This window comes from Paenibacillus sp. OK060, from assembly GCF_900101205.1.
GTDB lineage: Bacteria > Bacillota > Bacilli > Paenibacillales > Paenibacillaceae > Paenibacillus > Paenibacillus marchantiae.
Map to the genome: position 1 here is coordinate 630632 of NZ_FNFR01000004.1, position 22649 is coordinate 653280.

Below are 22649 nucleotides of genomic sequence, written 5' to 3' on the forward strand. Positions count from 1 at the left end.
CGCAGGAATGAGGCGAGTAATCCATTTGAATAGACAGGGGATCGGTGCTGTTTTATTGTTTGCGGGAATCGTGCTCTATGGCATGATCCATATTGGGACCATTATTCATTTACCGGACGTAACGATCTGGTTCAATCAATGGGGCCGTTATCTGCAAGCCACTTTTGAAACGGGTGGTGTCATTGGACTTATCTTGGCCATTCTTTTTTTCATTATAGGAGTTATTCTCCTGCTCCCTAGGCCATTTGCCGATTTATCCAAAGGGAGAGTAATGAAGGAGATCAGTGAGCGGAATCGTGAATTTGACGATAAGTATGGCAAAATAGAATAATTAACAGTTTTATTACAGAAACAGCCCTGCACAAGCGATTCATCACCGTGCAGGGCTGTTTCATTGTATCTTGAAATAACTTGTTTTATATGGACTCGACCTCTTAAAAGCTTACTCTGCGTTCAGCACAAACTTCTCAATCACTTGCTTCACGCCGTCTTCGTTATTACTCGCGGTAATGTAATCTGCCAGCTCTTTCAGAGCAGGGATGGCATTCCCCATCGCTACACCAAGACCAGCGACTTCCAGCATCTCATGGTCATTCCAAGAATCCCCGATGGCAATGCACTCGCTCAATTGGTGACCGAAGTGATCTGCCAGGAAGGTTAGTGCATGGCCTTTCGTTCCTTCGCGGTGCATGATTTCAAGGAAGTATGGCTTGGACTTGGTGATGTGTACTTCTGATCCGAGCAGTTCGCGCAGGGCAACCGCAACCTCATCCAAGTAATCCGGCTCATCAATGATGAGCAGTTTCGGTGTTTTTTGCTCAATCACTTTGATGAAATCCGGTTCAATGTGGTACTGAGTACCATTCAGTTTAGCGTAGTCACGCAGCTTGTCGTTTTCTTCACGGGCGTAAAGTTTGTCGTCAATGTACGTTTGCAGGTGCAGATTATGCTCCAGGCAGTAGTCGTATAATTTGCGGGAAGCGTCCTGTGGAACGTAGCGCTCGTAGAGTACTTTTTCGTCCAGCAAGTTTTTCACCAAAGCGCCTTGATACGTAATGATTGGCACGTTCAGCTTCGTTTGGCGAGCGAGTGCTTGTGCAGAAGCATAGGCACGTCCGGTTGCCAGTGTTACAACGACACCATGAGCTACCGCTTGTTCCAGGGCAGTCTGTGTTGCAGGCGTTACTTCCTTGTTATCGTTGATCAGGGTATCATCAATGTCAATTGCGATTAATTTGTAGGTCATCTGTGTTTCTCTCCTTTTTTATCTGTATCTATAACAACGAACGAATAGATAAGCATTACACGAGACCACTCCGACTGCAGATTCATCTTTCGATCGCTGTTATCCCCGGATTTCATTGAATCCATTCCCCAGAGGGGAAATCCGGGGATAAAGGCGAACGCTTCGCTTCTTCAGATTGATTCTGCCTTCTCCGTTAACGTGTAATTCTGGAATTCGTTCTAAAATTATACTCACATCTAAATTTTATTCTTCAAGGAAAATGAGGCCAATAAAGTCCTCCAGCTCCAGGTTACCGAAGTAATGTTTTACATCCAGACCCTTAAGTGCAGTACGCACCTCAGATTCCTCGTAACGCTTGCCACGCAGCATATCTTCGATATCCGCCACATCGCCTACGCCGAAGAAATCACCAAAGATTTTGATATCTTCAATCCGTCCATCTTTGATATTCATGCGCAGATCAATGATGCCGACAGGGAATTTACGTGTATGCTTCACATTGCTTTCCGGGGAAAGCCCGTAGTTCCAGTCCCAATTGTTATAACGCTCAGCAGAGATTTCGTTGATCTTGTCCCAGTCTTTCTCTGTGAGTTCATATTGAGGAACATCTTGTGGCTCCATACGGAAAATATGGCGGAGCAGCTCGTCCCGGAATTGTTCAATGGTCAGATTGCTGTCAATCAAATCACGAATATTCGCTACACGAGAGCGCACGGATTTGGTGCTCTTGGACTTGAACTTCTCTGGATTAACGTTGAGTGAAGCCTGGACGTGGTCGAGGTTCAGGTTAAACATCAATGTACCGTGACTGAACATGCGGCCACGCGTAGAGAATTGGGCGTTGCCCGAAATTTTCTTTTCTCCGACTTGCAGATCGTTACGTCCCGTCAGTTCGGCATTAACTCCGAGCTCTTGCAGGGCCTCCACCACAGGCTGCGTGAATTTGCGGAAGTTATGGAAGGATTGTCCGTCATCTTTGGTAATAAAGCTGAAATTGAGGTTGCCCAGATCGTGATAAACGGCTCCGCCTCCCGAAAGACGACGTACGACTTGAACACCGTTATCCTGAACATACTCAATGTTGATCTCTTCAATGGTATTCTGGTGTTTTCCGATAATAATGGACGGGCGGTTGATGTAAAACAGCAAGTAACTGTCATCCATCGGCAAATGCTTCAGAATGTATTCCTCAATGGCGAGGTTTACAGAAGGATCTGTAATGCCCTGGTTATCAACAAACAGCATGGTCATTCCTCCATTAATGTATGTGAGGGATGTATATCCCTTATGTAGTGATGCTTTACGGAATCGAAATTCCTTCTCTATTGTAAACGAATTGTCGAAAGGACACAAAGAAATTGAAGCCGCAAAGGGCTTGAATAGTCAAATCAGGATTGACCCCTGCCTGCCACGACATCCATAATAAAAAGGACATGCAGAAAGGATGACGGACAGGATGACCGGTTTAATTGAAGTTTTCGGACATGGCGGTGATGTGGAGACGGCCGCGGCACGTTTTGGAGGGAATCCTGCAGATTTCCTCGATTTTAGCGCAAACATTAATCCTCTGGGTCCACCTCGGGAAGTGCTGAAGGCTTTGGAGCAAGGAATGCATACGGTACTTCGTTACCCCGATCCGGGTCATCGGGCGTTCAAAATATTGCTTAGTGACCGGCTGGATTTAACCCCGGATCACATATCTGTGGGCAACGGGGCGGCGGAAAGCATGGCTCTAATCTTACTTGGACTTGCGCCGCGTAGAGTAGGTACGGTAGAGCCCGGTTTTTCGGAGTACAGCACATTATCCAAACAATTTGGAGCAGAAGTCCACCATGTTCAAGGACGGGAAGAGCTGGACTGGCGAGCAGAACCGGAAGATATTGAGAAGCTGATGGAGCGGGTGGACCTGCTTTTCCTTGGACAGCCCAACAACCCCAATGGGGTTCAGTATCCGGTGGACGTTCTGCAACGGCTTGCTCGTAATGCAGAGACAACAGGCACGATATTGGTTGTCGATGAGGCATTTATCGATTTTATTCCTGAATCACAGCGGCAATCGCTTGCATCCAGCTTGAAAGAGTATCCGCAAGTGATCATCATTCGTTCAATGACCAAGTTTTATGCGATACCAGGCCTGCGTCTGGGTTATGCGATGGGGCGTCCCGAACTGATCCGTGCCATGACAGAGAAACAAGTCACCTGGAGTGTGAATGGGCTGGCACTGATCGCAGGAGAAGCCTGTTTGCGCAGCGGAGAGGATTTTGAACAGGAGACATTGGCACTGGTTTCACACGAGCGGGGGAGATTAACGGAAGGCCTGAAGGCTTTGGGATGTAAGGTGACGCGAGGGGAAGCGAACTTTATACTGGCAGCTCTGCCAGAGCCGTGGACAGCGACGTCCATCCAGGCTGCCCTCGGTGAACGCGGTATACTGATCCGAAGCTGCGCAATGTATCCCGGACTTGGGGAACGACATGTACGTTTTGCGGTCAAGGACGCGGAGGCTAACGGACGTTTTCTGGAAACGATAGGAAATGTAATTACGTCTAATCCGACAACCGGATTAGAGGCAGGGGGACAAAGCGATGGCACTGCCATTCTATAATTATTATTCCCATGTACAAAAGGACCAAAATGAATACAGATCTTCTGTATGGCCAGGATTATTCGTCTCTGCACATGAACGGCATATTAAAGCGTCCAGCCCCTCTGTTGTAACAGCACTCTCCAGTGCCGTGTATGGGGGCGGCATGATTGAACTGGATCGTATATTCAACATCTATGTGGACAAACATTATCGCTGTGACGATCCACCACGTGATATTGCTGATCTGTTGAGTGAATGGCAGGAGCAGCAGGATCAATGTGCCGGTCTTCTGACTGCCGTTCGATTGGAGCACACAGCGATCCAGGAATACGAAAGTGATGAGTTCGGATTACTTTGCTGCACTACAGCAGGGGTATCCAATGCTGCACGGGCGGGTTCTGCAAGAACCGTGTTTGATGCTGCGGGGAATGAGATGAGCAATGGGACGGTGTCCCAGAAAATTGGGAAGGTTTCGACTTCAACCTATACTCCCGGTACGATCAATATCATGTTGTGGATGAATGGGCGTATGACTGCTGGAGCGATGGTGAATGCCATTCAGACTGCGGTAGAGGCGAAGGCCGCTGCGTTAGCTGATTTCGGTGTGGCCGATTCAGAGAATGGTCTAACCGCAACCGGAACAACAACGGATGCCATCGTACTCGCGGTAAGCCAGGCTGAAGTAAATAAACCGCTCATAAGTTACGCCGGGACGGCTACGGTCATGGGTGCAGCGATCGGCAGGCTGGTGTATGACACGATAACGGAAAGCCTGCAAGCCGCGCAGGAGTGGAAAGAGAGGAATAACAAGCAATGACATCTCTGCTGATTCAATGGGCTTCTTGGCCGATCTGGACGGGAATGGCTGGAGCCTGGATTATTGTAGGAGCATACATATTGGATCGCTGCATCGGAGATCCACGCTGGATTCCTCATCCGGTGATTGGCATGGGAAAGGCCATCTCTGCACTGGAGCGGGCGATAAGATCGCGGGTGGACTCGAACCAGGCTCTCAAAAGAGCGGGCGTATTATTTCCCCTTTTGATTGCAGGCGGTTCTTTTGCACTGACTTGGGGATTGATCTATGTGCTGGGTCTTATTCATCCCGCTGTTGCGGTTGTGGCAGAAGTGGTGTTAATCGCAACCACCATTGCCTCGAAAGGTTTGAAGGATGCAGGTATGGAAGTTTACCGCCATCTGAGTCAACAAGATTGGCCTGCGGCGAGACGTTCACTGGGTATGATTGTAGGACGTGATACGGCTCATCTGGATGAACCGGAGGTTGTGCGTGGGACGGTAGAGACTGTGGCGGAGAATATCGTGGATGCCATCGTCTCTCCACTGTTCTATGCCCTGATTGGTGGTGCACCACTTGCCATGGCCTATCGAGCGGTGAATACACTGGATTCGATGGTAGGTTATAAAAATGAAAAATATCTGCATCTCGGTTGGGCGTCTGCCCGTCTAGATGATTGGGCCAACTGGATTCCCGCGCGGCTTACCGCCTTGCTGTTAATTATAGGAGCTTGGTTCATGAAGCTGGATGCCAGAGGGGCAGCACACATGGTGTCCCGGGATGCACGACTGCACCCAAGCCCAAATAGCGGTTTTCCCGAGTCGGCGGTGGCCGGAGCGCTGGGCATAAGACTTGGTGGACATAACGTATATCACGGCGTTGCTTCATTTCGCGCATATATGGGCGAGCCTACAAGACGGATGGAAGCAGAAGATATTGTACGAACAACACGGCTTATGTTCTGGTCGGCAGGTTCTTTTGTTTTATTATGTTGGTTGGTCACCTTCGGGATATGGTCTGCTGGAGGTGCACTGTTATGGAGATAGAAGCTGGACATGGTGGCATGCAAAGCCGTGAGATTATTTTGATACGTCATGGTACAACGGCGTGGAACTTGGAAAAAAGGTATCTTGGGCATACTGACATCGGACTGTTGCCTGAGGCAAAGCAGGAGCTATCTTCGCTGCGTGAGCAGTGTAGCGATATCACATGCGACGCCTTGTATTGCAGTGATATGCTGCGTTGTCAGCAGACACTTTCACACATTGCATCGTCCCAAATGGGACAGGCCAAGCTTGATGCCCGATTGAGGGAGATCGACTTTGGTCAGTGGGAGGGGTTGACCTACGATCAGCTCAAGGACAATTCGCAGTACCGAGACTGGATCGATGCGCCGCATGAGGTAACGCCACCGAGTGGCGAGCCTTGGACAGCATTTGCAGCGCGGATTGATTCATTTATGGAAGAGTGTCTGATGTCCTTTTCACCAATACTGCACTCTCGCAGCATAAACGTGCCAAAAGTAGCCGTGATTACGCATGGCGGTGTTATTCGTTATATTGTGTCACGTCTCATTCCGAATCAAGATTTCTGGGATACGCAGGTAGTACCAGGACAAGCGATAAAGATCCGGCTGGCTGGCGATGGGGATAGCTGGGTTGGAACCAGATTGACTTTTCCGTAAATCGGGTTGTAAGGATGTACAATATAACCTATAATCACAACAGAAGTGTGACTTAGCAAGTGCATCATCGGATGGAGGCTCAACAAGCCCTGCCAACGATGCAGGATGCTCACTTGAATGGTTAAACAATATTAGCGACCATGGGTCCCGAGTGCATGCAGTAATGTTTCATGCTTTTATATAAGGCGATGAACGGCAAACGGGTGAAATAGGGAAGCCGGTGTAAATCCGGCACGGTCCCGCCACTGTAAATCAGGATGAATTCCTGTAAGTCAGGTTACCTGCCCTGGACGTATAAACCGGTGTTCCTTCGAGGAAAGGACAGCGTTTCGGGCAGTTCTCTGTGCATATACAGCGCCAAGCTGATCATGCGCAGATCGCCACATGCGAGACGTCATCCCTGATCCTGACCCAAGGATTAGGGATTTTATTTTTTCGGAACACAAATTCAAGCGGAATTGGGACAGGAGCACTACTCACTAGAATGGATAGAGAAGGGGAGAATGAACACAATGAATTTCAAGACATGGAAAGGCGTAGCGTCACTGCTGAGCGCAGCGATGCTGGCACTGACGTTGGCCGGATGTGGTACAACAACAACGAACGAGGGTACAGGAACCTCGCAACCTGCACAGGAGCAATCCCAGGAACAGGCGAAAACAGATCTCAAAACACAATATCCACTCACGGTTACAGATGCTACGGGTGAATCATTTACCTTTGACAAAGCACCAGCCAAAATCGTATCCGTATCTCCGGCTGAAACGGAATCCCTGTTCGCACTCGGATTGGACGAGCAGATCGTAGGGGTATCCGACTATGACGATTATCCGGAAGCAGCAACAAAGAAACCAAAAATGGGCGGCATAACAAAGCCTAATGAAGAGTCGATCATTGCAGCTGAAGCTGACATCGTATTTACAGGTATCTCGATGAGCAAAGAGTCGGTGAAGAAACTGCGCGATCTGGGCATTACCATTTTCAAAACAGATCCTAAATCAGTGGATGATGTGATGAATAACATTGAAACTTTTGGTAAAATCACGGATCATCAGGAAAAAGCACAGGAGATCATCACCCAGATGAAAAAAGATGTGGCTGATGTAACTGAAGCTGTGAAGGCAGTTAAACCAGAAGAAAAGAAAAAAGTATACGTTGAATTCTCTCCAGGCTGGACTGTGGGTAAAGGCGAATTCATGGATGAATTGATCACACTTGCCGGAGGAAACAACGTAGCTTCCGACTTGACTGGCTGGAATCAGATTAATGAAGAGAACATTATTGCTTCTAACCCGGACGTCATTCTATATGCGAACGATGTCATTGATGAAAATTCCAAAACATTGGATCAAATCATCAAAGCACGCAGCGGATGGGATCAAATCACGGCTGTGAAAAACGATGCAGTCATCGGTCTGGATGCCAACCTGTTGAGCCGTCCGGGACCACGGGTAACCCAAGGTCTGAAAGAAGTAGCCAAAGCGATCTACCCTGATCTGTTCAAATGAGTAAAAAGCTGGCAGTGTACGGAACGGCCGGAATTGTGCTGCTTGTGTTAACCGTGCTCATCTGCACGGGCATCGGTTCGGTTGCCCTGCCTGTCCGGGACATTGCGGGCATCTTGCTTCATCGCATCCCCTGGCTGGGCGACTGGATTGTTCCTGACTGGAATACAGCAGCAGAACAGATTATATGGAAGGTCAGATTCCCACGTGTACTGCTTGCCGTGCTTGTAGGTGCATCGCTGGCGATTGCCGGAACTGGATTCCAGGGGGTTCTTCGTAACCCTCTGGCTGATCCGTTTACCCTGGGCGTATCGTCCGGTGCATCGGTAGGTGCGGCTTTTCTGATTTTTTTCGGATTGCAGTATGCACTGATTGGGATCTGGACTCTGCCACTGGTCGCGTTTCTGACGGGAGTAGTTACATTGTGGTTTGTGCTGGCCCTCGCTCGTGAGGGACGCAAAATACCGACACACAGCCTCATTCTGGCTGGCGTGGTCATGCAAAGTTTCCTGGGAGCCGTAGTCTCCTTCCTGTCGACCATGTCGAAGCAGACAATCAATGAAATTATATACTGGACGATGGGAAGTCTGGCACTGCGTGGGTGGTCGTATACGGCCATCCTTTTCCCGTATTTTGTGCTGGGGCTGATTTTCCTCTGGAGCCGTGCGCGTTCGTTGAATGTGCTTGCCTTGGGGGAACGACAGGCTGCTCATATCGGGGTTAAGGTGGATGGATTGAAACTGTCGGTGTTAGCTGTGGGTACGCTGCTTACGGCAGGCGCTGTCTCCGTATCCGGCGTGATTGGCTTCGTCGGATTGGTCATTCCGCATATTCTTCGGCTCATCGTCGGACCTGATTATCGATTGCTGGTGCCTTTGTCCGCGATTGGGGGAGCCATCTTCATGGTCTGGGCAGATACGATTGCACGCTCATTGCTGGCCCCAACCGAAATTCCGCTGGGTGTGGTTACGGCTTTCGTTGGAGCGCCATTCTTCGCGTATCTGCTACACCGGAACAAAAAGCTGCGGAAGGGGATGATGCCATGAGCACATTCATGAAAACAGACCTTACCGAGAGCCGGCCGATGATAGAGGTCACGGAAGCTGGTAAAATGTATGGTAACCATCGGGCTCTGCATGCAGTGGACTGGAAAGTCAAAGAGGGTGAATGGTGGGGCGTTGTTGGTCCAAACGGCAGTGGAAAATCGACCCTGATTCAGCTACTTGCCGGAACCGAACAGCCGAACGCAGGCAGCATACAGATTGATGGACGCGATATTTCCTCATACACCCGTAAAGATTTGTCACGTATGATTGCGGTCTTGCAGCAGGATGGTCTGCCGGTCATCTCTTATCCCGTAAGAGATGTTGTCGAGATGGGACGTTACCCTTATCAGAACTGGCTTGGCAAAGAATCGTCGGATGGAGCAGCAGTAGTTGATAAGGTGTTAGAGGAGTTGGGTCTGAGTGACATGGCCGAACGACCTTTGGATGCACTGAGTGGCGGGCAACGGCAGCGGGTTGCGCTTGCCAAAGTCATGGCTCAGGAACCCAGACTATTATTGCTGGACGAGCCAACCACCTTTCTCGATATCAAATATCAATTGCAATTCATGGAGTTATTATCAGCGTGGCGTCAAAAAAATCATATTACGATTGTGGCAGTGCTGCATGATCTGAATCTGGCCGCGCAATTTTGCGATCATATTCTGGCGCTACGTGACGGGACTTGTGTAGGCAGTGGCACACCCCATTCGTTGATGACGGAAGAGAACATTCGGGAGATCTTCCGGGTGAGCCCGGCCATGGTGAATCATCCCGACAATGGATTGCCACAGCTTTTGCTAAGACGAGAGAAGAAATGAATGAGGCGGGGGAGACCCCATATTTTGATAAAGGAAGTGCTGGCTGTATGAATAATGAACAGGTGTTGGAACAGTTAATGGGTCGGATCGTGGGTCCACATGAGGCAGTTGCGGCTGAAGCTTCCGCGCATGTGGATGCATTGACGAAGCCACCCGGCAGTCTGGGCAAGCTTGAACAGCTAGTTATTCGTCTGGCGGGGATCACCAGTGAGGCTCGGCCTTGCTTTGATCGAAGAGCTGTCATCGTTATGGCTGCGGATCATGGGGTGGTTGAAGAAGGGATTAGTGCTTTTCCTGCTGAGGTAACGCCGCAGATGGTCCTGAATTTCCTAGCAGGGGGAGCGGCTGTCAATGTACTTGCGCGCCACGCTGGAGCTCATGTGATCTGTGTGGATATCGGGGTGAATGCGGATCTGGATCATCCAGACCTGGTCTCCCGTAAAGTCCGTAAAGGAACAGCCAACATGGCGAAGGGTGCTGCCATGACCCGGGGCGAGGCGATTCAGGCCATTCTTGCAGGAGCTGAAGTGGTCTCCACCGAGGTTGCGAAGGGAACGCAGTTGTTTGTGACCGGAGAGATGGGGATCGGGAATACAACTGCTAGCGCTGCGGTGATGTGTGCATTAACCGGAACAGCACCTGCTTCAGCGGTTGGCCGGGGAACAGGCGTAGATGATATCGGTTTGCAGCGCAAAGCCGCAGTAGTCAGCCAAGCCCTCAGCGTGAATGCTCCGAATGCAGACGATGCACTCGATGTACTGTGCAAAGTGGGCGGACTGGAGATTGCCGGACTGACAGGCGTGATTCTTGCTGCTGCTGCAAACGGATGCCCGGTTGTCGTGGATGGATTTATCTCCACCGCTGCCGCGTTGATTGCGAGTCATCTTGCTCCGCTCAGCGCAGAATACATGATTGCTTCCCACACATCGCATGAAAGTGGACATGCAGCGTTGCTGCGTGAACTGGGCCTGAAGCCCATGCTGGATCTGGACATGCGACTGGGTGAAGGTACCGGAGGCGTGCTTAGTCTTCATCTGATTGATGCGTCATGCCGCATTTTGAACGAGATGGCGACATTTGCAAGTGCGGGTGTATCTGGTGGCACGAACGAGACTCAACCTACGGAGTCTTCATCAGCTTCTGCTGATTCCTCTGTACAAGGAGAGGTATCCTCATGAGTGTACTCGTGACAGGCGGGGCGCGAAGTGGCAAAAGTTCGTTTGCCGAGCGTCTCTGTATGCAGCGATCCTCTGAGGCTTGGTATGTCGCTACGGCTCAAGCTTATGATGACGAGATGCGCGAGCGTATACGCCTGCATCAGAGCCAGCGGGATGAAGCAGGATATCTATGGCATACGGTGGAGGAACCGCTGGCATTGCCTGAGTTAATTACACGAATGGGAGAGTCCCATACAGGTACGTTTGCACCGACCGTTCTGGTAGATTGTCTGACACTGTGGCTCAGCAATGTGCTGTTAGCGCATGAACATGAACCAGTGCAGGTGCTGTACGATCATATGGATGCGCTGGTAGCGGCCATCCAGTCGTATCCGGGTCTGCTCGTGCTTGTCACCAATGAAGTAGGGGACGGTATTGTGCCGGAGTATGCGCTGGGCAGAAGATATCGGGATCTGGCGGGCATTCTCAATCAGCGGATTGCCGCGGTTTGCCGCGAAGTGTTTCTGGTGACAGTGGGCATTGCGATTGAGCTGAAAAGCAGGGAGTATCGTTTATGAGTAAAGGCGATCTTGAACAAAAACATGCGGCTGCGGCCGCTTTTCAATTTCTGTCCCGTTTCCCGGTGAAAATGCAGCTTGATTTCGTCCCGCCATTATTGCGGGAGAGTGTAGTGTATTACCCGCTGGTTGGTGCGGTCATCGGATTATGCGTCTGGCTGGGCGGAGCCCTGACGGGTGCACTGCTTCCATCGTTTCCGGCAGCGGTGTTAACCTTGACGTTATGGGTATGGCTAACCGGAGGCCTTCATCTGGATGGCTGGATGGATACGGCAGATGGGCTACTCAGTTATCGAACCCGTGAGCGAATGCTGGAGATTATGAAAGACAGTCGTGTGGGGGCCATGGGCGTAATCGCCTGTGTCCTGCTGTTGATGATGAAAGCAGCATTGATTGCTGACTTTATCGCACGTGGTAACTGGGCCTATGGAGCTTTGCTCATCCTGCCGATGATCTGGAGCCGTTGGTTCATGGTATATGCCATGGCGGCCTGGCCGAATGCCCGCAAGGACGATGGACTCGCTGTCCTGTTCAAGGGATTGGGGGAACGGAGGGAAGTCCAGCGTGCACGAAGCTCCGCGGTTGGGCTAACCATTCTGGCAGGTGTGATCACATGGGCTGCGGTATGGATCTTCCAGCCGGATACAGCCATGTTCCAGGTACTGGCGACGGAGAATGGATTGGGGACGTTACCATGGTGGCTATATCCTGTTGCAGCGATCATTGTGGTACCATTGGCTGGTTATGTGATTGGCAAATTCGTTGCCGGGCGTATCAGCGAAAGGCTGGGTGGACTTACAGGGGACACATATGGAGCCATGAATGAGCTGCTTGAGGCCGCACTGCTAACGGTACTTAGTCTGTTACAGGGATTCTTTTTGATATAACGCTGAGAGTGGTGGTGAGGGAACGTGGAAGATACTTCTGCACAAACGTCCGAACAAAAGGCAGCAGTAGTAATGCTGCAAGGGACGGCATCGGATGTGGGGAAAAGTGTAATTACGACGGCCTTATGCCGAATATTCAAGCAGGATGGCTTCAGGCCGGCTCCGTTCAAATCACAGAACATGGCACTGAATTCTTACGTCACGGAAGACGGCAAGGAAATCGGAAGAGCCCAAGGAGCACAAGCCGAGGCATGCGGCATTGAAGCGACAACGGATATGAATCCAATCCTGATCAAGCCGATTCGGGATATGCATTCTCAGATTGTCGTGCACGGTGTGCCTCTTACACAGATGAGTGCGTGGGACTACCGGCAGCATTTCCTGCCCCAAGCCAAACAAACGGTCATGGATGCGCTGAATCGGTTGCGCGCGACGTATGATATTGTGCTGATGGAAGGTGCGGGAAGTCCTGCGGAGATTAATCTGAAGGATCGGGATATCGTTAATATGAATCTGGCAGGCTGGGCGGATGCTCCGGTTATTCTGATATCGGATATTGATCGTGGCGGTGTCTTTGCCTCCATTGTAGGTACTCTGGAGCTGCTGGAGCCGCATGAGGTTCAGCGTGTAAAAGGATTCATCATCAACAAGTTTCGTGGAGATCTGTCCTTGCTGCAGCCTGGGTTGGACTGGCTTGAAGAACGGACAGGCATTCCTGTATTGGGCGTATTGCCTTACATAAGCGATATTCAGATTGAAGCGGAAGACTCCGTGGTGCTGGACTCCATGCGACACGGCAAATCCGGTCAGCAGGAGCTGGACCTGGCAGTGATTCGTTATCCGCGTATTTCAAACTTTACAGACTTTGATGCCCTTTCCAGGGAACCGGATGTGAATGTGCGATATGTGACTTCTCCCGATGAATTGGGGCATCCCGACGCCATTCTGCTTCCAGGTACGAAGGATACGATCGGTGATCTGGCATTTCTGCGTGCGTCGGGACTGGAGCAAGCGATTGCCAGCCAGACGGAGCGTGAACATGTTCAGCTTGTTGGGATATGTGGTGGATATCAGATGCTCGGTCAGCATCTCAAAGATCCATTTGCGGTAGAAGCGAATCAGATTCAGGAAGCCCATGGATTGGGATGGCTGCCCCTATCGACAACATTTCTACAGAACAAACAAACGGTAAGAGCCTCTGGGCATGTACACGGTCTTCATCCAATTCGTTTGCCCAAGGAAAGTGATGCAGCAAACTCGTTGAAGATTAATGGATACGAGATTCATATGGGTGTTACCGAGTGTATTGAGCCTGAACGTGTAACGGCCTTATTCGAAATCGCCCATCCGGGAGGTCAATCCTTCAATGAAGGCTGGGGCACGACTGACGGCAAAGTGTGGGGAACATACCTGCATGGTTTGTTTGAAAGTGATCAATTCCGGCGTTCATGGCTCAATGGTCTGCGTGAAGGAAAAGGGCTTGCTCCGCTACTGGAGACGTACAGCGCACGTGAACGTAAGGAAATGGAGTTTGACCGTGTAGCTGAATCATTACGTTCTTCATTGAACATGCAGCGTGTATACGAGATTATGGGCGTTCAGCCACCTGAATAAAAGGAAGCATCCTGGTGTGCAGTCCAAAAGAATACCCCCATGTGTGGCAACGTTCCTTGAAACCTGGAACGATGCTGAGCATGGGGGTATTTGTGTACCTAATGTTAAAGTTTGATTCGAATATGGAAATAATGGGTTAAAGGTATTCCGGTTAGTTTATTTTGAAGTTCTTCATGGCGGATTGCAGTTCTACCGCTTGCTCATGTAGATGACGTACCGTGCTGGAATGGGAGTCCATTTCATTCAGTTGGAGATCCGCTGTAGAAGCAATCTCTTGCATGCTTTGACGGGATTTGGACGTGATCTGAGCCGTTTCTTCCACGGAAGCACTGACTTGTTCAGCTCCAGCTGATACTTGCTGGGTAGAGGCCGATACCGTCTGAATGGTCAGATTGACGTTCTGGATCAATTCGTTAAGCTGCTGGAATGCGGAGCCTGCCTGTTGAACCACGTGAGTACCTGATCCAATCTCTTGGGTTACGCGGTTCATAGCATCAACCGAACGTTCAGCATCTTCACGGATGGTTCCCAGGTAATCGGAGATTTCCTCCGTAGCTGTTTTGGATTGCTCCGCCAGTTTGCGTACTTCTCCGGCAACAACGGCAAACCCGCGTCCATGCTCTCCAGCACGTGCTGCTTCAATGGAAGCGTTGAGGGACAGCATGTTAATCTGTTTCGTGATTTCAAAAATGGATTGAACGATAGTTCCTATCGCGATCGAGCGCTCGTTCATCGTTTCCACATAACACAGAGATTCGCTCGCGGTCTGGCCGACACGTTCCATTTGCTGAATGGCATCCTGTGCCAGACGGTTACCGTTAACAGCTTCGTTTGCAGCATCTCCGATCTGCTCGGATACTTCGGCAGAAGAGGAGGCAATATGCATGATGCCTTGCGTGATTTCTTCCATGGCTCTGGCATTTTCGGCTGCGCTGGAAGCGATACTTACGCTGCCTTTCTCGGCACTTTCTGCAGAACGACTGGAGTCTTTCACCATACCGGACATGGATTCTACCCGTTTGAGCAAATCATTGGAGCCTTCCACAACTTCATTGGATGTGGAGAGGGCACGGCTAATCATTTCTTTCAGATTATGAGTCATCGTCTGGAAGCTTGAAGCGAGCTGTGCAATTTCATCCTTACCTTTAATCTGAAGTTCAGCAGTCAGATCTCCTTGTGATATCTGTTTGCTATGTTGAACGAGCTGAATGATCGGCTTGGTTACACGTTTGATCATGCTTGTTGAGATGAGCCATCCGAGCAAAAAGACCAATGCCGTGATACCGAGGCACAACCAGAAGATCTGTGCAATTTTGTCCTGAATGAATTGGGCATCCATGCTAACAGCCATGATCATGTTACTTCCTGCGATCGGAATAAAGGCTGCTTTATGTACACCGAAGGAATCGGCATAAACTTGGCTGATTTCCATTTCTTTTTTCTCAGTGGCCTCATTCATTGCTGCTTCTACTTTAATCTCATCTCCGGCTTTCATGCCCGAGGAGGTATTTGCGATGACAACCGTAGCTTTACCATCCTGAATAGAGACAACGTATGCTCCGTCCAGATTATGCTCTTTGGCTTTGCCAGCCAAATAGGATTCCACGGTCAGTGCAGCACCCTCAGAGCCAGCTCCGCCACTCTGTACTTGCAAAATTTTAGAAGCGGATGTGTTTTTGTATATATCCTGAATGGACGTGCCCAGGACCTTGTCGAACTGTGGAAGCACGTAACTCTGCATAATATTCATGGAGACAGCATAGAAACTGATACTAAACAACAGGGAAGCAACCAGCAGTACGAGGAACAAAGTGCCTCTGATTTTACCGGCAACGGTGCGATTTCGAAACATAGGATCATCCTTTCACGTCATGTTCATTAACATCGTCGCTTTTCCGTTATCGTAAGACTAAATACCAACGAAGAAAGGCCTAATTTTCACGTTGAGAAAACTTGGGAATAAGCGGATATACCTATATTACAAAATTAACCGGAGGTTGAATACAATAATTTTCACGATTCAGTGTATTTTTTTCAGGAATAGATGAATTTATTACACGCATATTACATAATATCAATTAATACCTACCAGAATAGTTTGTTATGTGATATATTGTTGAATATCGCTTTTGAGCGAGTAGAAAACCGGAATATCCGGTTACTCACACTGAGGAGGATTTATACAGATGAATACCTTTTTAATCATTTTGAACGTAGTGGTTATGCTCGCTCTTCTGGGTGTCCTGTACTGGATGCAGAAGAAACATATTTCCTTTACCAAGCGTGTATTTGCGGGTTTGGGCATTGGGGTTGTATACGGCGTCATTCTGCAACTGATCTACACATCTGATTCTGAAATCATTACCAAGTCGGTCGATTGGTTTAATCTGGCCGGTTCAGGATATGTTCGTTTGTTACAAATGGTCGTGATTCCATTGATCATGGTCTCTATCATATCGGCCATCATGAATCTGAAAGGCAAGCAGAATCTCGGTAAAATGAGTGTTTCGATTATCGCGATCTTGTTGATCACGACGGCTATTGCCGCAGGGGTCAGCATTGTGACAAGCTTGAGCTTCAACCTGACTTCCATTGAGATCGAAGGTGGAGACAGAGAGCTTGCACAAGGACAGAAGATGGAGGAACGTCTCGTTGACGTGAAGGATCAGACGATTCCACAGCAAGTACTGGAGTTCATTCCGTCGAATCCATTCGCGGACATGACCGGAGAACGTCGTACATCCACACTGGCGGTTGTTATTTTCTCGGCGTTTATCGGTGTGGCGGTGCTCGGATTGGATCGCAAAAAACCACAGCAGGCGGAAACATTCCGAGGCATGGTCAATGCGGTATATGCGGTGGTTATGCGAATTGTAACACTGGTGCTCAGGCTGACGCCTTACGGAATTTTGGCACTGATTACAAAGGTAACGGCCACCACGAATGCGGATGAGATTCTGAAGCTGATCAAATTCGTGATTGCATCCTATGTTGCGTTGCTCGTCATGTTCATCATTCATCTGATTATCATTGCGCTCTCTGGGTTCAACCCACTTACGTATCTGAAAAAGGTTCTACCTACGCTGGTATTTGCCTTTACCTCCCGTTCTAGTGCGGCAGCAATTCCGCTTAACGTGGAGACGCAGACGAAGAAACTGGGTGTATCCGACGGGATTGCGAATCTGTCAGCAAGCTTTGGGGCCACGATTGGTCAAAACGGCTGCGCCGGGATCTATCCGGCCATGCTGGCGGTGATGATTGCTCCAACGGTCGGAATCGATCCGCTGAGCTGGGACTTCATTATTACCCTGATCCTGGTTGTCATGATCAGTTCATTCGGTGTAGCTGGTGTAGGCGGCGGGGCAACCTTCGCTTCCCTGATCGTGTTGTCCACGATGAACTTGCCGGTAGCTCTGGCAGGATTGTTGATCTCGGTTGAACCGTTGATCGATATGGGTCGTACAGCATTGAACGTGAACGGGTCTATGACTTCAGGACTTGTGACCAGCAAAATTCTGAAAGAAAACGATCATGATACATTTAATGATCAAAGTCGTGATCTGGATTCAGCCGTTCAGGCGTAATTCAGATTCATAATAGGCGGATGGCAGTTACTGCCACAAGCCATGCAAGAGCTGCCGTTCTTCGGGTTAATCCGGAGGGCGGCTTTTTGCTTTTAGCATCCGTTGGGCATACGGTAAATATCATCTGAAGCCAGTTGGAGTTATTTAGTGCTGTTCAAGCTTGGGGAAATGTGATAGAGTATTCATGTTTTGGCCCAGAGTCAAACCGCGGTTCGTAACCATCCCGCGTAATCAAAACTAGGAAGGCAGTGTATTTATATTGTTTAATTTAGGATGGGGAGCGCTTTTCGTTCTTGTAACGTACGGCTTTTTTCTTTTGTGTTACCGCTTGTTCGGTAAAAAGGGTCTTTATGCCTGGATTGGTGTGGCAACAGTCATTGCCAATATACAGGTGACCAAAACGATAGATATTATGGGTATCGTTCTGACGCTGGGCAATACGATGTATGTCAGCATGTACTTGACCAGTGATTTGCTCAATGAGAAATATGGACCAGGTGAGGCACGTAAAGCCGTATGGTTCGGGTTCTTCACTTTGATTATGACGACAGTGCTGATGCAGATGGTATTGTTCTTTGAGCCAGCATCGACGGACTTTGCACAGGAGTCGATGGAAAAATTGTTTGGTATGCTGCCACGTCTGGCACTCGGTAGTCTGACAGCCTATTTCATCAGTCAGTTCCTGGACGTGCGACTATACACTTGGCTGCGTAAGGTGGCGCCAGGGCGTAATCAGTTGTGGATACGAACCAACGGTAGCTCGATCATCAGTTCGTTCGCGGATACACTGGTATTTTGCACGATTGCGTTTGCTTTCATCTATCCATGGGACGTTTGGCTTGAAATTTTCTTGACCACATATGTGATCAAATTTGTATTGACCGCGGTAGGAACGCCGTTTCTATATGCTGCACGAAGCTTTAAATTCAAGGATGAAGCCTAGATTCGTAGTTAAGTTCTTCTGCAAAATGCTGAATCCAAACACAAAAGTCCCGCAAAGCCATGCATTCATGGTTTCACGGGACTTTTGCTTATGACCAAAAAGGATTAGTCCGTCAGGATTTGCAGCTCTTTCGGATATGTCGTCAGAACTTCTACACCCGTCTCCGTCACAATTACATCATCCTCGATACGTACACCGCCTGCTCCGGTTACATAAATACCCGGCTCAATCGTAAATACCGTACCTTCCTCCAGAATGTCCATGTTCTGACCATGCAGTGAAGGATACTCATGCACGTCAATGCCCATTCCATGTCCAACTCTGTGCAGGAAACGTTCGCCGTATCCGGCTTCTTCCGTAACCTGGCGTGCTGCACGGTCAATATCCGCACAGGTGACACCTGGCTTAACTGCACGAATGGCAGCTTCGTTTGCTGCGAGCACAGTGTTATAGATGGTTTTAAGTTCAGGTGAAATGTCACCAAAGGCAAATGTGCGCGTAATATCTGATGCATACCCACCAGCGTAGACACCCATATCAAACATCAACAGATCGCCATGCTGCAATTTGCGTTCACCGGGTGTGCCGTGTGGCAAGCCTGTTTTGGGGCCAGTGAGCACCATCGTATCGAAGGAAGGGCCGTCTGCACCCAGTTTTTTCATCTGGTATTCCATTTCGGCAACCAGTTCGATTTCGGTTACACCTGTACGAACGTGAGACAGTCCTTGGCGGAGCGTCTCTTCGATCAGATGAATGGCGTGGCGAATGCGAGCGACTTCATCCGGTGTTTTTTTCACACGCAAGGTGCGAAGCAAAGGGCCGACATCTTCAAAGTTGGCAGCGCCCAGCGCGGCGGTCAACTGTTCATAACGTGCGACAGTCACGTATTCTTTTTCGAGACCTACACGGCCCAGGCGTCCTTGATAACGCTCAAATAAAGCGTAAGGATTGTCCGTATCTGAATGCGTGGCAATGTTCGAGACCGAAGAAGCGGCTGCTGCAGCTTCCTCGTCAAGTGCAGGCACGATCAACAGCGGATCTTCGCCGCGTGCAAGAACAAGCCCGAGGAAACGCTCATGCGGATTACTCGCAAAACCTGTTAAATAGTAAATATGCTTCGGATCTGTAATCAGCATGGCGTCCAATCCTTGCGTAGACAGACCAGCTTCCAGCCGGGATAAAGGAGTTTGATTCATAATTTATATGTCCACCTTTCATTCGTTCTATCTTTCTATTATAGAAGAATGTCGGGGAAATCCAAATGGAGGAAGGAATGATGACCGAAAATTAGCTTTAACTACCCGTTTGAGTGGCAGGTAGGGAGGGTAATACAGGGCGAAACCGCGTAGGGTTGCTAATTTGCTTACTCAATAACTTACCTATTTACTTACTTTGAAAATGGACAATCCTTGAAACTAGGATTACACGATATAACAAAATTAGAAGGGAGATGTATTCATGAATAATCGACTAAGCGTTCCGTTATATGCTTCTTTACTCAGTATGGCTTTGCTAACTGCTTGTGCTTCGGGTGAGCCAACGACAGAATCGCAGCAGACGTCACAAGGACAGGGTACAGGTCAGGGGCAGACAGCGGAAGGTGGTAATAACGGTGCGAGTGGTGGGGAAGAGGAAACAGACGAAAATACTGTAATCCCTTACGAGGCTTCCGTGCTGGTCGACGGACTCAATGTACCTTGGGAGTTGGTAAGCGTGCCTGATGGACGGATGTTTGTAACAGAGCGACCAGGTACCATTCAGGTCATCGAGAACGGAGAGCTGGCATCTGAACCTCTGATTGAATTTACTGCTCCATTTAATGAAGAAGGGGAAGGTGGCTTGCTTGGACTTGCTGCTGATCCGGACTTTGATGATAACGGTTATCTGTATGCATACCATTCCTATCTGGAAGGTGGTGGTGACATTGCCAATCGGGTATTGCGCTTGAAGGTAAGTGACGGGAAGGCGACTATAGACAAGGAGCTGCTCAGTGACATTCCTGGTGGGGTGAATCACAATGGAGGACGGATCAAGATTGGCCCGGACAATCTGCTCTATATTACGACAGGTGAACGCTATGAGCCGGAGTTGTCCCAAAACGAAGATAGCTTGGGTGGCAAAATATTGCGGATTGGTCTCGACGGATCGATCCCAGAAGATAACCCTTGGCCAAATTCACCCGTGTACAGCATGGGGCATCGGAACGCACAGGGCCTGGCTTGGAACCCGAACAATGGCTATCTGTACGCTACAGAGCATGGTCAGCGTAATTTTGATGAAATTAACCGGATTGAAGCAGGTGAGAATTATGGCTGGCCAGAGGTAGAGGGAGACGATGATAATAATGGCACATATCAGGCTCCGCTTGCCCATAGTGGAGATGAAACATGGGCTCCATCAGGTGTAGCCTTTATAGAGGAAGGTCCGTGGGCCGGATCACTGCTTGCTGCCAATCTGCGGGGTGAACAACTGCTTAAAATTACTCTGTCCGAAGATGGTACACAAGTAACGCAGGTGGAACCGATTTTTAAGAATGAGTGGGGACGTATTCGCAATGTGACTGCCGGAGAAGACGGGAAGTTATACGTGCTCACGAACAACCGGGATGGCAGGGGATCTCCACGCGATGGAGATGACCAACTGATCGTTCTGACGCCGAAACCGTAACATTTACAATAGAAAAGGGGTTGTCCCGTCATGTTTATGACGTATGGGACAGCCCCTTCGATTCAATATTTACGTAAATATAACTTAGTTGCAGGTACCAATTAGTCCGCGCTTTCCGCGAGTTCGGCAATGCGACGACTCGGCTCATCGGTGTACTCGCCACCATGGTAACAAAGTACCTTCTCCAGCTTCAGGCCAAGCAACCTCTTCAAGCTGCGTAATGCTTCAGGCATATCCGGTGTTGCGGGTGGAGCCGGACCCACCAATTCATCATCGACCACACGTAATTCATCGGCAGCGAGCAGGAATTGTTGCTCCCGGAAGTACAAGCAGATATGTCCAGGAGTGTGTCCTGGTGTATGAATGACCTGGATACCGCCTTGTAGAGGCAACATGTCACCGTCCTCTAACACTTTGGATATTTTGAACTCAGTCCGCTGTGAGATCAATTGTTCCGCCATCTCCGCTATAGGTCCAGGCAGCAACGCTTTGCGTTCTGGTGTGAACTTGATCATGGGCTCTTTGCCTGTGATAAACGGAATTTCATCGCTATGCGCCCAGATTTCCACTTCCGGAATAGCATTCACCAAGGCACCAAGGTTACCAATGTGGTCTATATCGGAATGGGTTACAATAATGCGCTTGATATCAGATAGCTGAACGCCTTCATGCTCCAGTGCGGACTGAAGTTCGGCGAATTGGCCAATCATGCCTGTATCCACAAGCGTAATGCCATCTTCATCGCGCAACATAACAGGGTAGATCGGGTTTTTACCCGCAGGTGTAACAATATGAAGATTTAGAACCGTAATATCCATGGGTTGATTGTTCATATTTGTTTCCGGAGCGAATCCGGAGCACCTCCTTTGTCGTGTATGACCATTTTGCATATATCATGTATTCGTCAGTTCTCTGGCTGATTATATTTCAAGTGTTTTCTATACTTCTTCACCGTATCCAGGGTGGATTCAAACTCTTGCCTTGCATCGTGACTTTCTCTAATAATGGAAGCATAAGAAAAGTTGGAGTGAATAAGTTTGTTTCTCAGTTGAAACACTTTGGCTATTTCTTCTTCAAATTTCTCTTCTTCCGATTTTAGGGACAGATGTTGATTTTTCAATTCAGCCTGAAGGATCTCGATATTGGATAATGAGCGGTATGCAGGAGTTTTCATCAACTGGATCGAATTAAATTTTTTTTGATACGTTTGCTGGTATAGTTGATTCAGCAGGTCTTCAATGATCGAGCATAATTCAATTGTCCATGAACTATATTTTCGCTCTTTTCGTTTTTGGGTAAGCTCACCAATCTCTTCATCGTTCCACAGTTTATCTTTTTCATACAGGGATGAGTCTATCTTTTGCTGGAGATTGTGAGCTTCCTGTTCGATTAGTGCAATCTCAAGTTTCGCTTCTTTTTTCAGTTTCTTGAAGTCTTCTTTGGTTAGCATACGTATCCTCCCTATAAGACCAATATGTGATCTTTCAATTATCTCATATTGACGTCAGCAGTGCTTAAAAAACAAAAGGATGACTGT

Annotated in this window: 21 protein-coding genes and 1 riboswitch; of the genes, 15 read left to right on the forward strand and 6 right to left on the reverse strand. The window is 48.9% G+C overall.

The features are described 5' to 3' along the window. Positions 1-7: 7 nt before the first annotated feature. The gene (locus BLS14_RS18055) at positions 8-331 is read left to right on the forward strand and encodes a hypothetical protein (RefSeq protein WP_176854595.1); all 324 of its coding nucleotides are present in this window, start codon (positions 8-10) and stop codon (positions 329-331) included. 111 nt (positions 332-442) lie between these two features. Here the strand turns inward: BLS14_RS18055 and BLS14_RS18060 are convergent, their stop codons facing one another. Further along, positions 443-1246, reverse strand: a complete 804-nt coding sequence (locus BLS14_RS18060) for a Cof-type HAD-IIB family hydrolase (protein ID WP_076291747.1) — start codon at positions 1244-1246, stop codon at positions 443-445. Between the two features lie 243 nt (positions 1247-1489). Then, positions 1490-2491: a lipoate--protein ligase gene (locus BLS14_RS18065; RefSeq protein WP_064639935.1), complete on the reverse strand. Its 1002-nt coding sequence runs from the start codon at positions 2489-2491 to the stop codon at positions 1490-1492. A 211-nt stretch (positions 2492-2702) separates the two neighbouring features. On the opposite strand from BLS14_RS18065, the gene cobD reads away from it, so the two are divergent. The 11 genes from cobD to BLS14_RS18120 all read left to right on the forward strand — a co-directional run bounded on the left by cobD (position 2703) and on the right by BLS14_RS18120 (position 13918). Beyond that, entirely contained in the window at positions 2703-3851 is a 1149-nt protein-coding gene (gene cobD, locus BLS14_RS18070) for a threonine-phosphate decarboxylase CobD (protein ID WP_090953228.1), read from the forward strand. Continuing rightward, entirely contained in the window at positions 3832-4650 is an 819-nt protein-coding gene (locus BLS14_RS18075) for an adenosylcobinamide amidohydrolase (RefSeq protein ID WP_090953230.1), read from the forward strand. Before cobD ends, BLS14_RS18075 begins: the two co-directional genes overlap by 20 nt. A gap of 44 nt (positions 4651-4694) precedes the next feature. Continuing rightward, positions 4695-5675: an adenosylcobinamide-phosphate synthase CbiB gene (gene cbiB / locus BLS14_RS18080; protein ID WP_090953395.1), complete on the forward strand. Its 981-nt coding sequence runs from the start codon at positions 4695-4697 to the stop codon at positions 5673-5675. After that, positions 5666-6313 (forward strand): histidine phosphatase family protein, encoded by a 648-nt coding sequence (locus tag BLS14_RS18085; RefSeq protein ID WP_176854597.1) that lies wholly within the window; start codon positions 5666-5668, stop codon positions 6311-6313. The genes cbiB and BLS14_RS18085 overlap by 10 nt, the downstream gene beginning before the upstream one ends. Positions 6314-6479: 166 nt before the next feature. Further along, a riboswitch (cobalamin riboswitch) is annotated at positions 6480-6617 on the forward strand. A gap of 199 nt (positions 6618-6816) precedes the next feature. Beyond that, positions 6817-7821 (forward strand): ABC transporter substrate-binding protein, encoded by a 1005-nt coding sequence (locus BLS14_RS18090; protein WP_371121646.1) that lies wholly within the window; start codon positions 6817-6819, stop codon positions 7819-7821. Continuing rightward, on the forward strand, positions 7818-8864 hold the full coding sequence (locus tag BLS14_RS18095; protein WP_090808224.1) for a FecCD family ABC transporter permease: 1047 nt from the start codon (positions 7818-7820) through the stop codon (positions 8862-8864). The genes BLS14_RS18090 and BLS14_RS18095 overlap by 4 nt, the downstream gene beginning before the upstream one ends. Next, a complete protein-coding gene (locus BLS14_RS18100) occupies positions 8861-9682 on the forward strand; it encodes an ABC transporter ATP-binding protein (RefSeq protein WP_371121647.1) in 822 nt (273 codons plus the stop codon). Before BLS14_RS18095 ends, BLS14_RS18100 begins: the two co-directional genes overlap by 4 nt. 47 nt (positions 9683-9729) lie before the next feature. Then, positions 9730-10860 (forward strand): nicotinate-nucleotide--dimethylbenzimidazole phosphoribosyltransferase, encoded by a 1131-nt coding sequence (gene cobT / locus BLS14_RS18105; protein WP_090953398.1) that lies wholly within the window; start codon positions 9730-9732, stop codon positions 10858-10860. Further along, complete coding sequence (gene cobU, locus BLS14_RS18110; RefSeq protein WP_090808227.1) at positions 10857-11417, forward strand: bifunctional adenosylcobinamide kinase/adenosylcobinamide-phosphate guanylyltransferase; 561 nt, start codon at positions 10857-10859, stop codon at positions 11415-11417. Before cobT ends, cobU begins: the two co-directional genes overlap by 4 nt. Further along, positions 11414-12304, forward strand: coding sequence for an adenosylcobinamide-GDP ribazoletransferase (gene cobS / locus BLS14_RS18115; protein ID WP_090808229.1), 891 nt, complete (start codon positions 11414-11416; stop codon positions 12302-12304). Before cobU ends, cobS begins: the two co-directional genes overlap by 4 nt. Positions 12305-12376: 72 nt before the next feature. Beyond that, the gene (locus BLS14_RS18120) at positions 12377-13918 is read left to right on the forward strand and encodes a cobyric acid synthase (RefSeq protein WP_090953400.1); all 1542 of its coding nucleotides are present in this window, start codon (positions 12377-12379) and stop codon (positions 13916-13918) included. A 151-nt stretch (positions 13919-14069) separates the two neighbouring features. Here BLS14_RS18120 and BLS14_RS18125 read toward each other — a convergent pair whose 3' ends face one another. Beyond that, positions 14070-15770, reverse strand: a complete 1701-nt coding sequence (locus BLS14_RS18125) for a methyl-accepting chemotaxis protein (protein ID WP_090953234.1) — start codon at positions 15768-15770, stop codon at positions 14070-14072. Between the two features lie 334 nt (positions 15771-16104). Here BLS14_RS18125 and BLS14_RS18130 point away from each other — a divergent pair, with 334 nt between their 5' ends. Both BLS14_RS18130 and BLS14_RS18135 read left to right on the forward strand, forming a co-directional pair. Beyond that, complete coding sequence (locus tag BLS14_RS18130) at positions 16105-17502, forward strand: L-cystine transporter (RefSeq protein WP_072734253.1); 1398 nt, start codon at positions 16105-16107, stop codon at positions 17500-17502. 259 nt (positions 17503-17761) lie between these two features. Beyond that, the gene (locus BLS14_RS18135; protein WP_063564370.1) at positions 17762-18445 is read left to right on the forward strand and encodes a queuosine precursor transporter; all 684 of its coding nucleotides are present in this window, start codon (positions 17762-17764) and stop codon (positions 18443-18445) included. A gap of 104 nt (positions 18446-18549) precedes the next feature. Here BLS14_RS18135 and BLS14_RS18140 read toward each other — a convergent pair whose 3' ends face one another. Continuing rightward, entirely contained in the window at positions 18550-19641 is a 1092-nt protein-coding gene (locus BLS14_RS18140) for a M24 family metallopeptidase (protein WP_064639917.1), read from the reverse strand. A gap of 262 nt (positions 19642-19903) precedes the next feature. Between BLS14_RS18140 and BLS14_RS18145 the strand changes: the two genes are divergently transcribed. Beyond that, positions 19904-21112, forward strand: coding sequence for a PQQ-dependent sugar dehydrogenase (locus tag BLS14_RS18145; RefSeq protein ID WP_090953236.1), 1209 nt, complete (start codon positions 19904-19906; stop codon positions 21110-21112). Between the two features lie 101 nt (positions 21113-21213). Here the strand turns inward: BLS14_RS18145 and BLS14_RS18150 are convergent, their stop codons facing one another. After that, a complete protein-coding gene (locus BLS14_RS18150; RefSeq protein WP_079695321.1) occupies positions 21214-21945 on the reverse strand; it encodes an MBL fold metallo-hydrolase in 732 nt (243 codons plus the stop codon). Between the two features lie 71 nt (positions 21946-22016). Then, positions 22017-22562: a hypothetical protein gene (locus BLS14_RS18155; RefSeq protein ID WP_090953238.1), complete on the reverse strand. Its 546-nt coding sequence runs from the start codon at positions 22560-22562 to the stop codon at positions 22017-22019. Positions 22563-22649 lie beyond the last annotated feature (87 nt).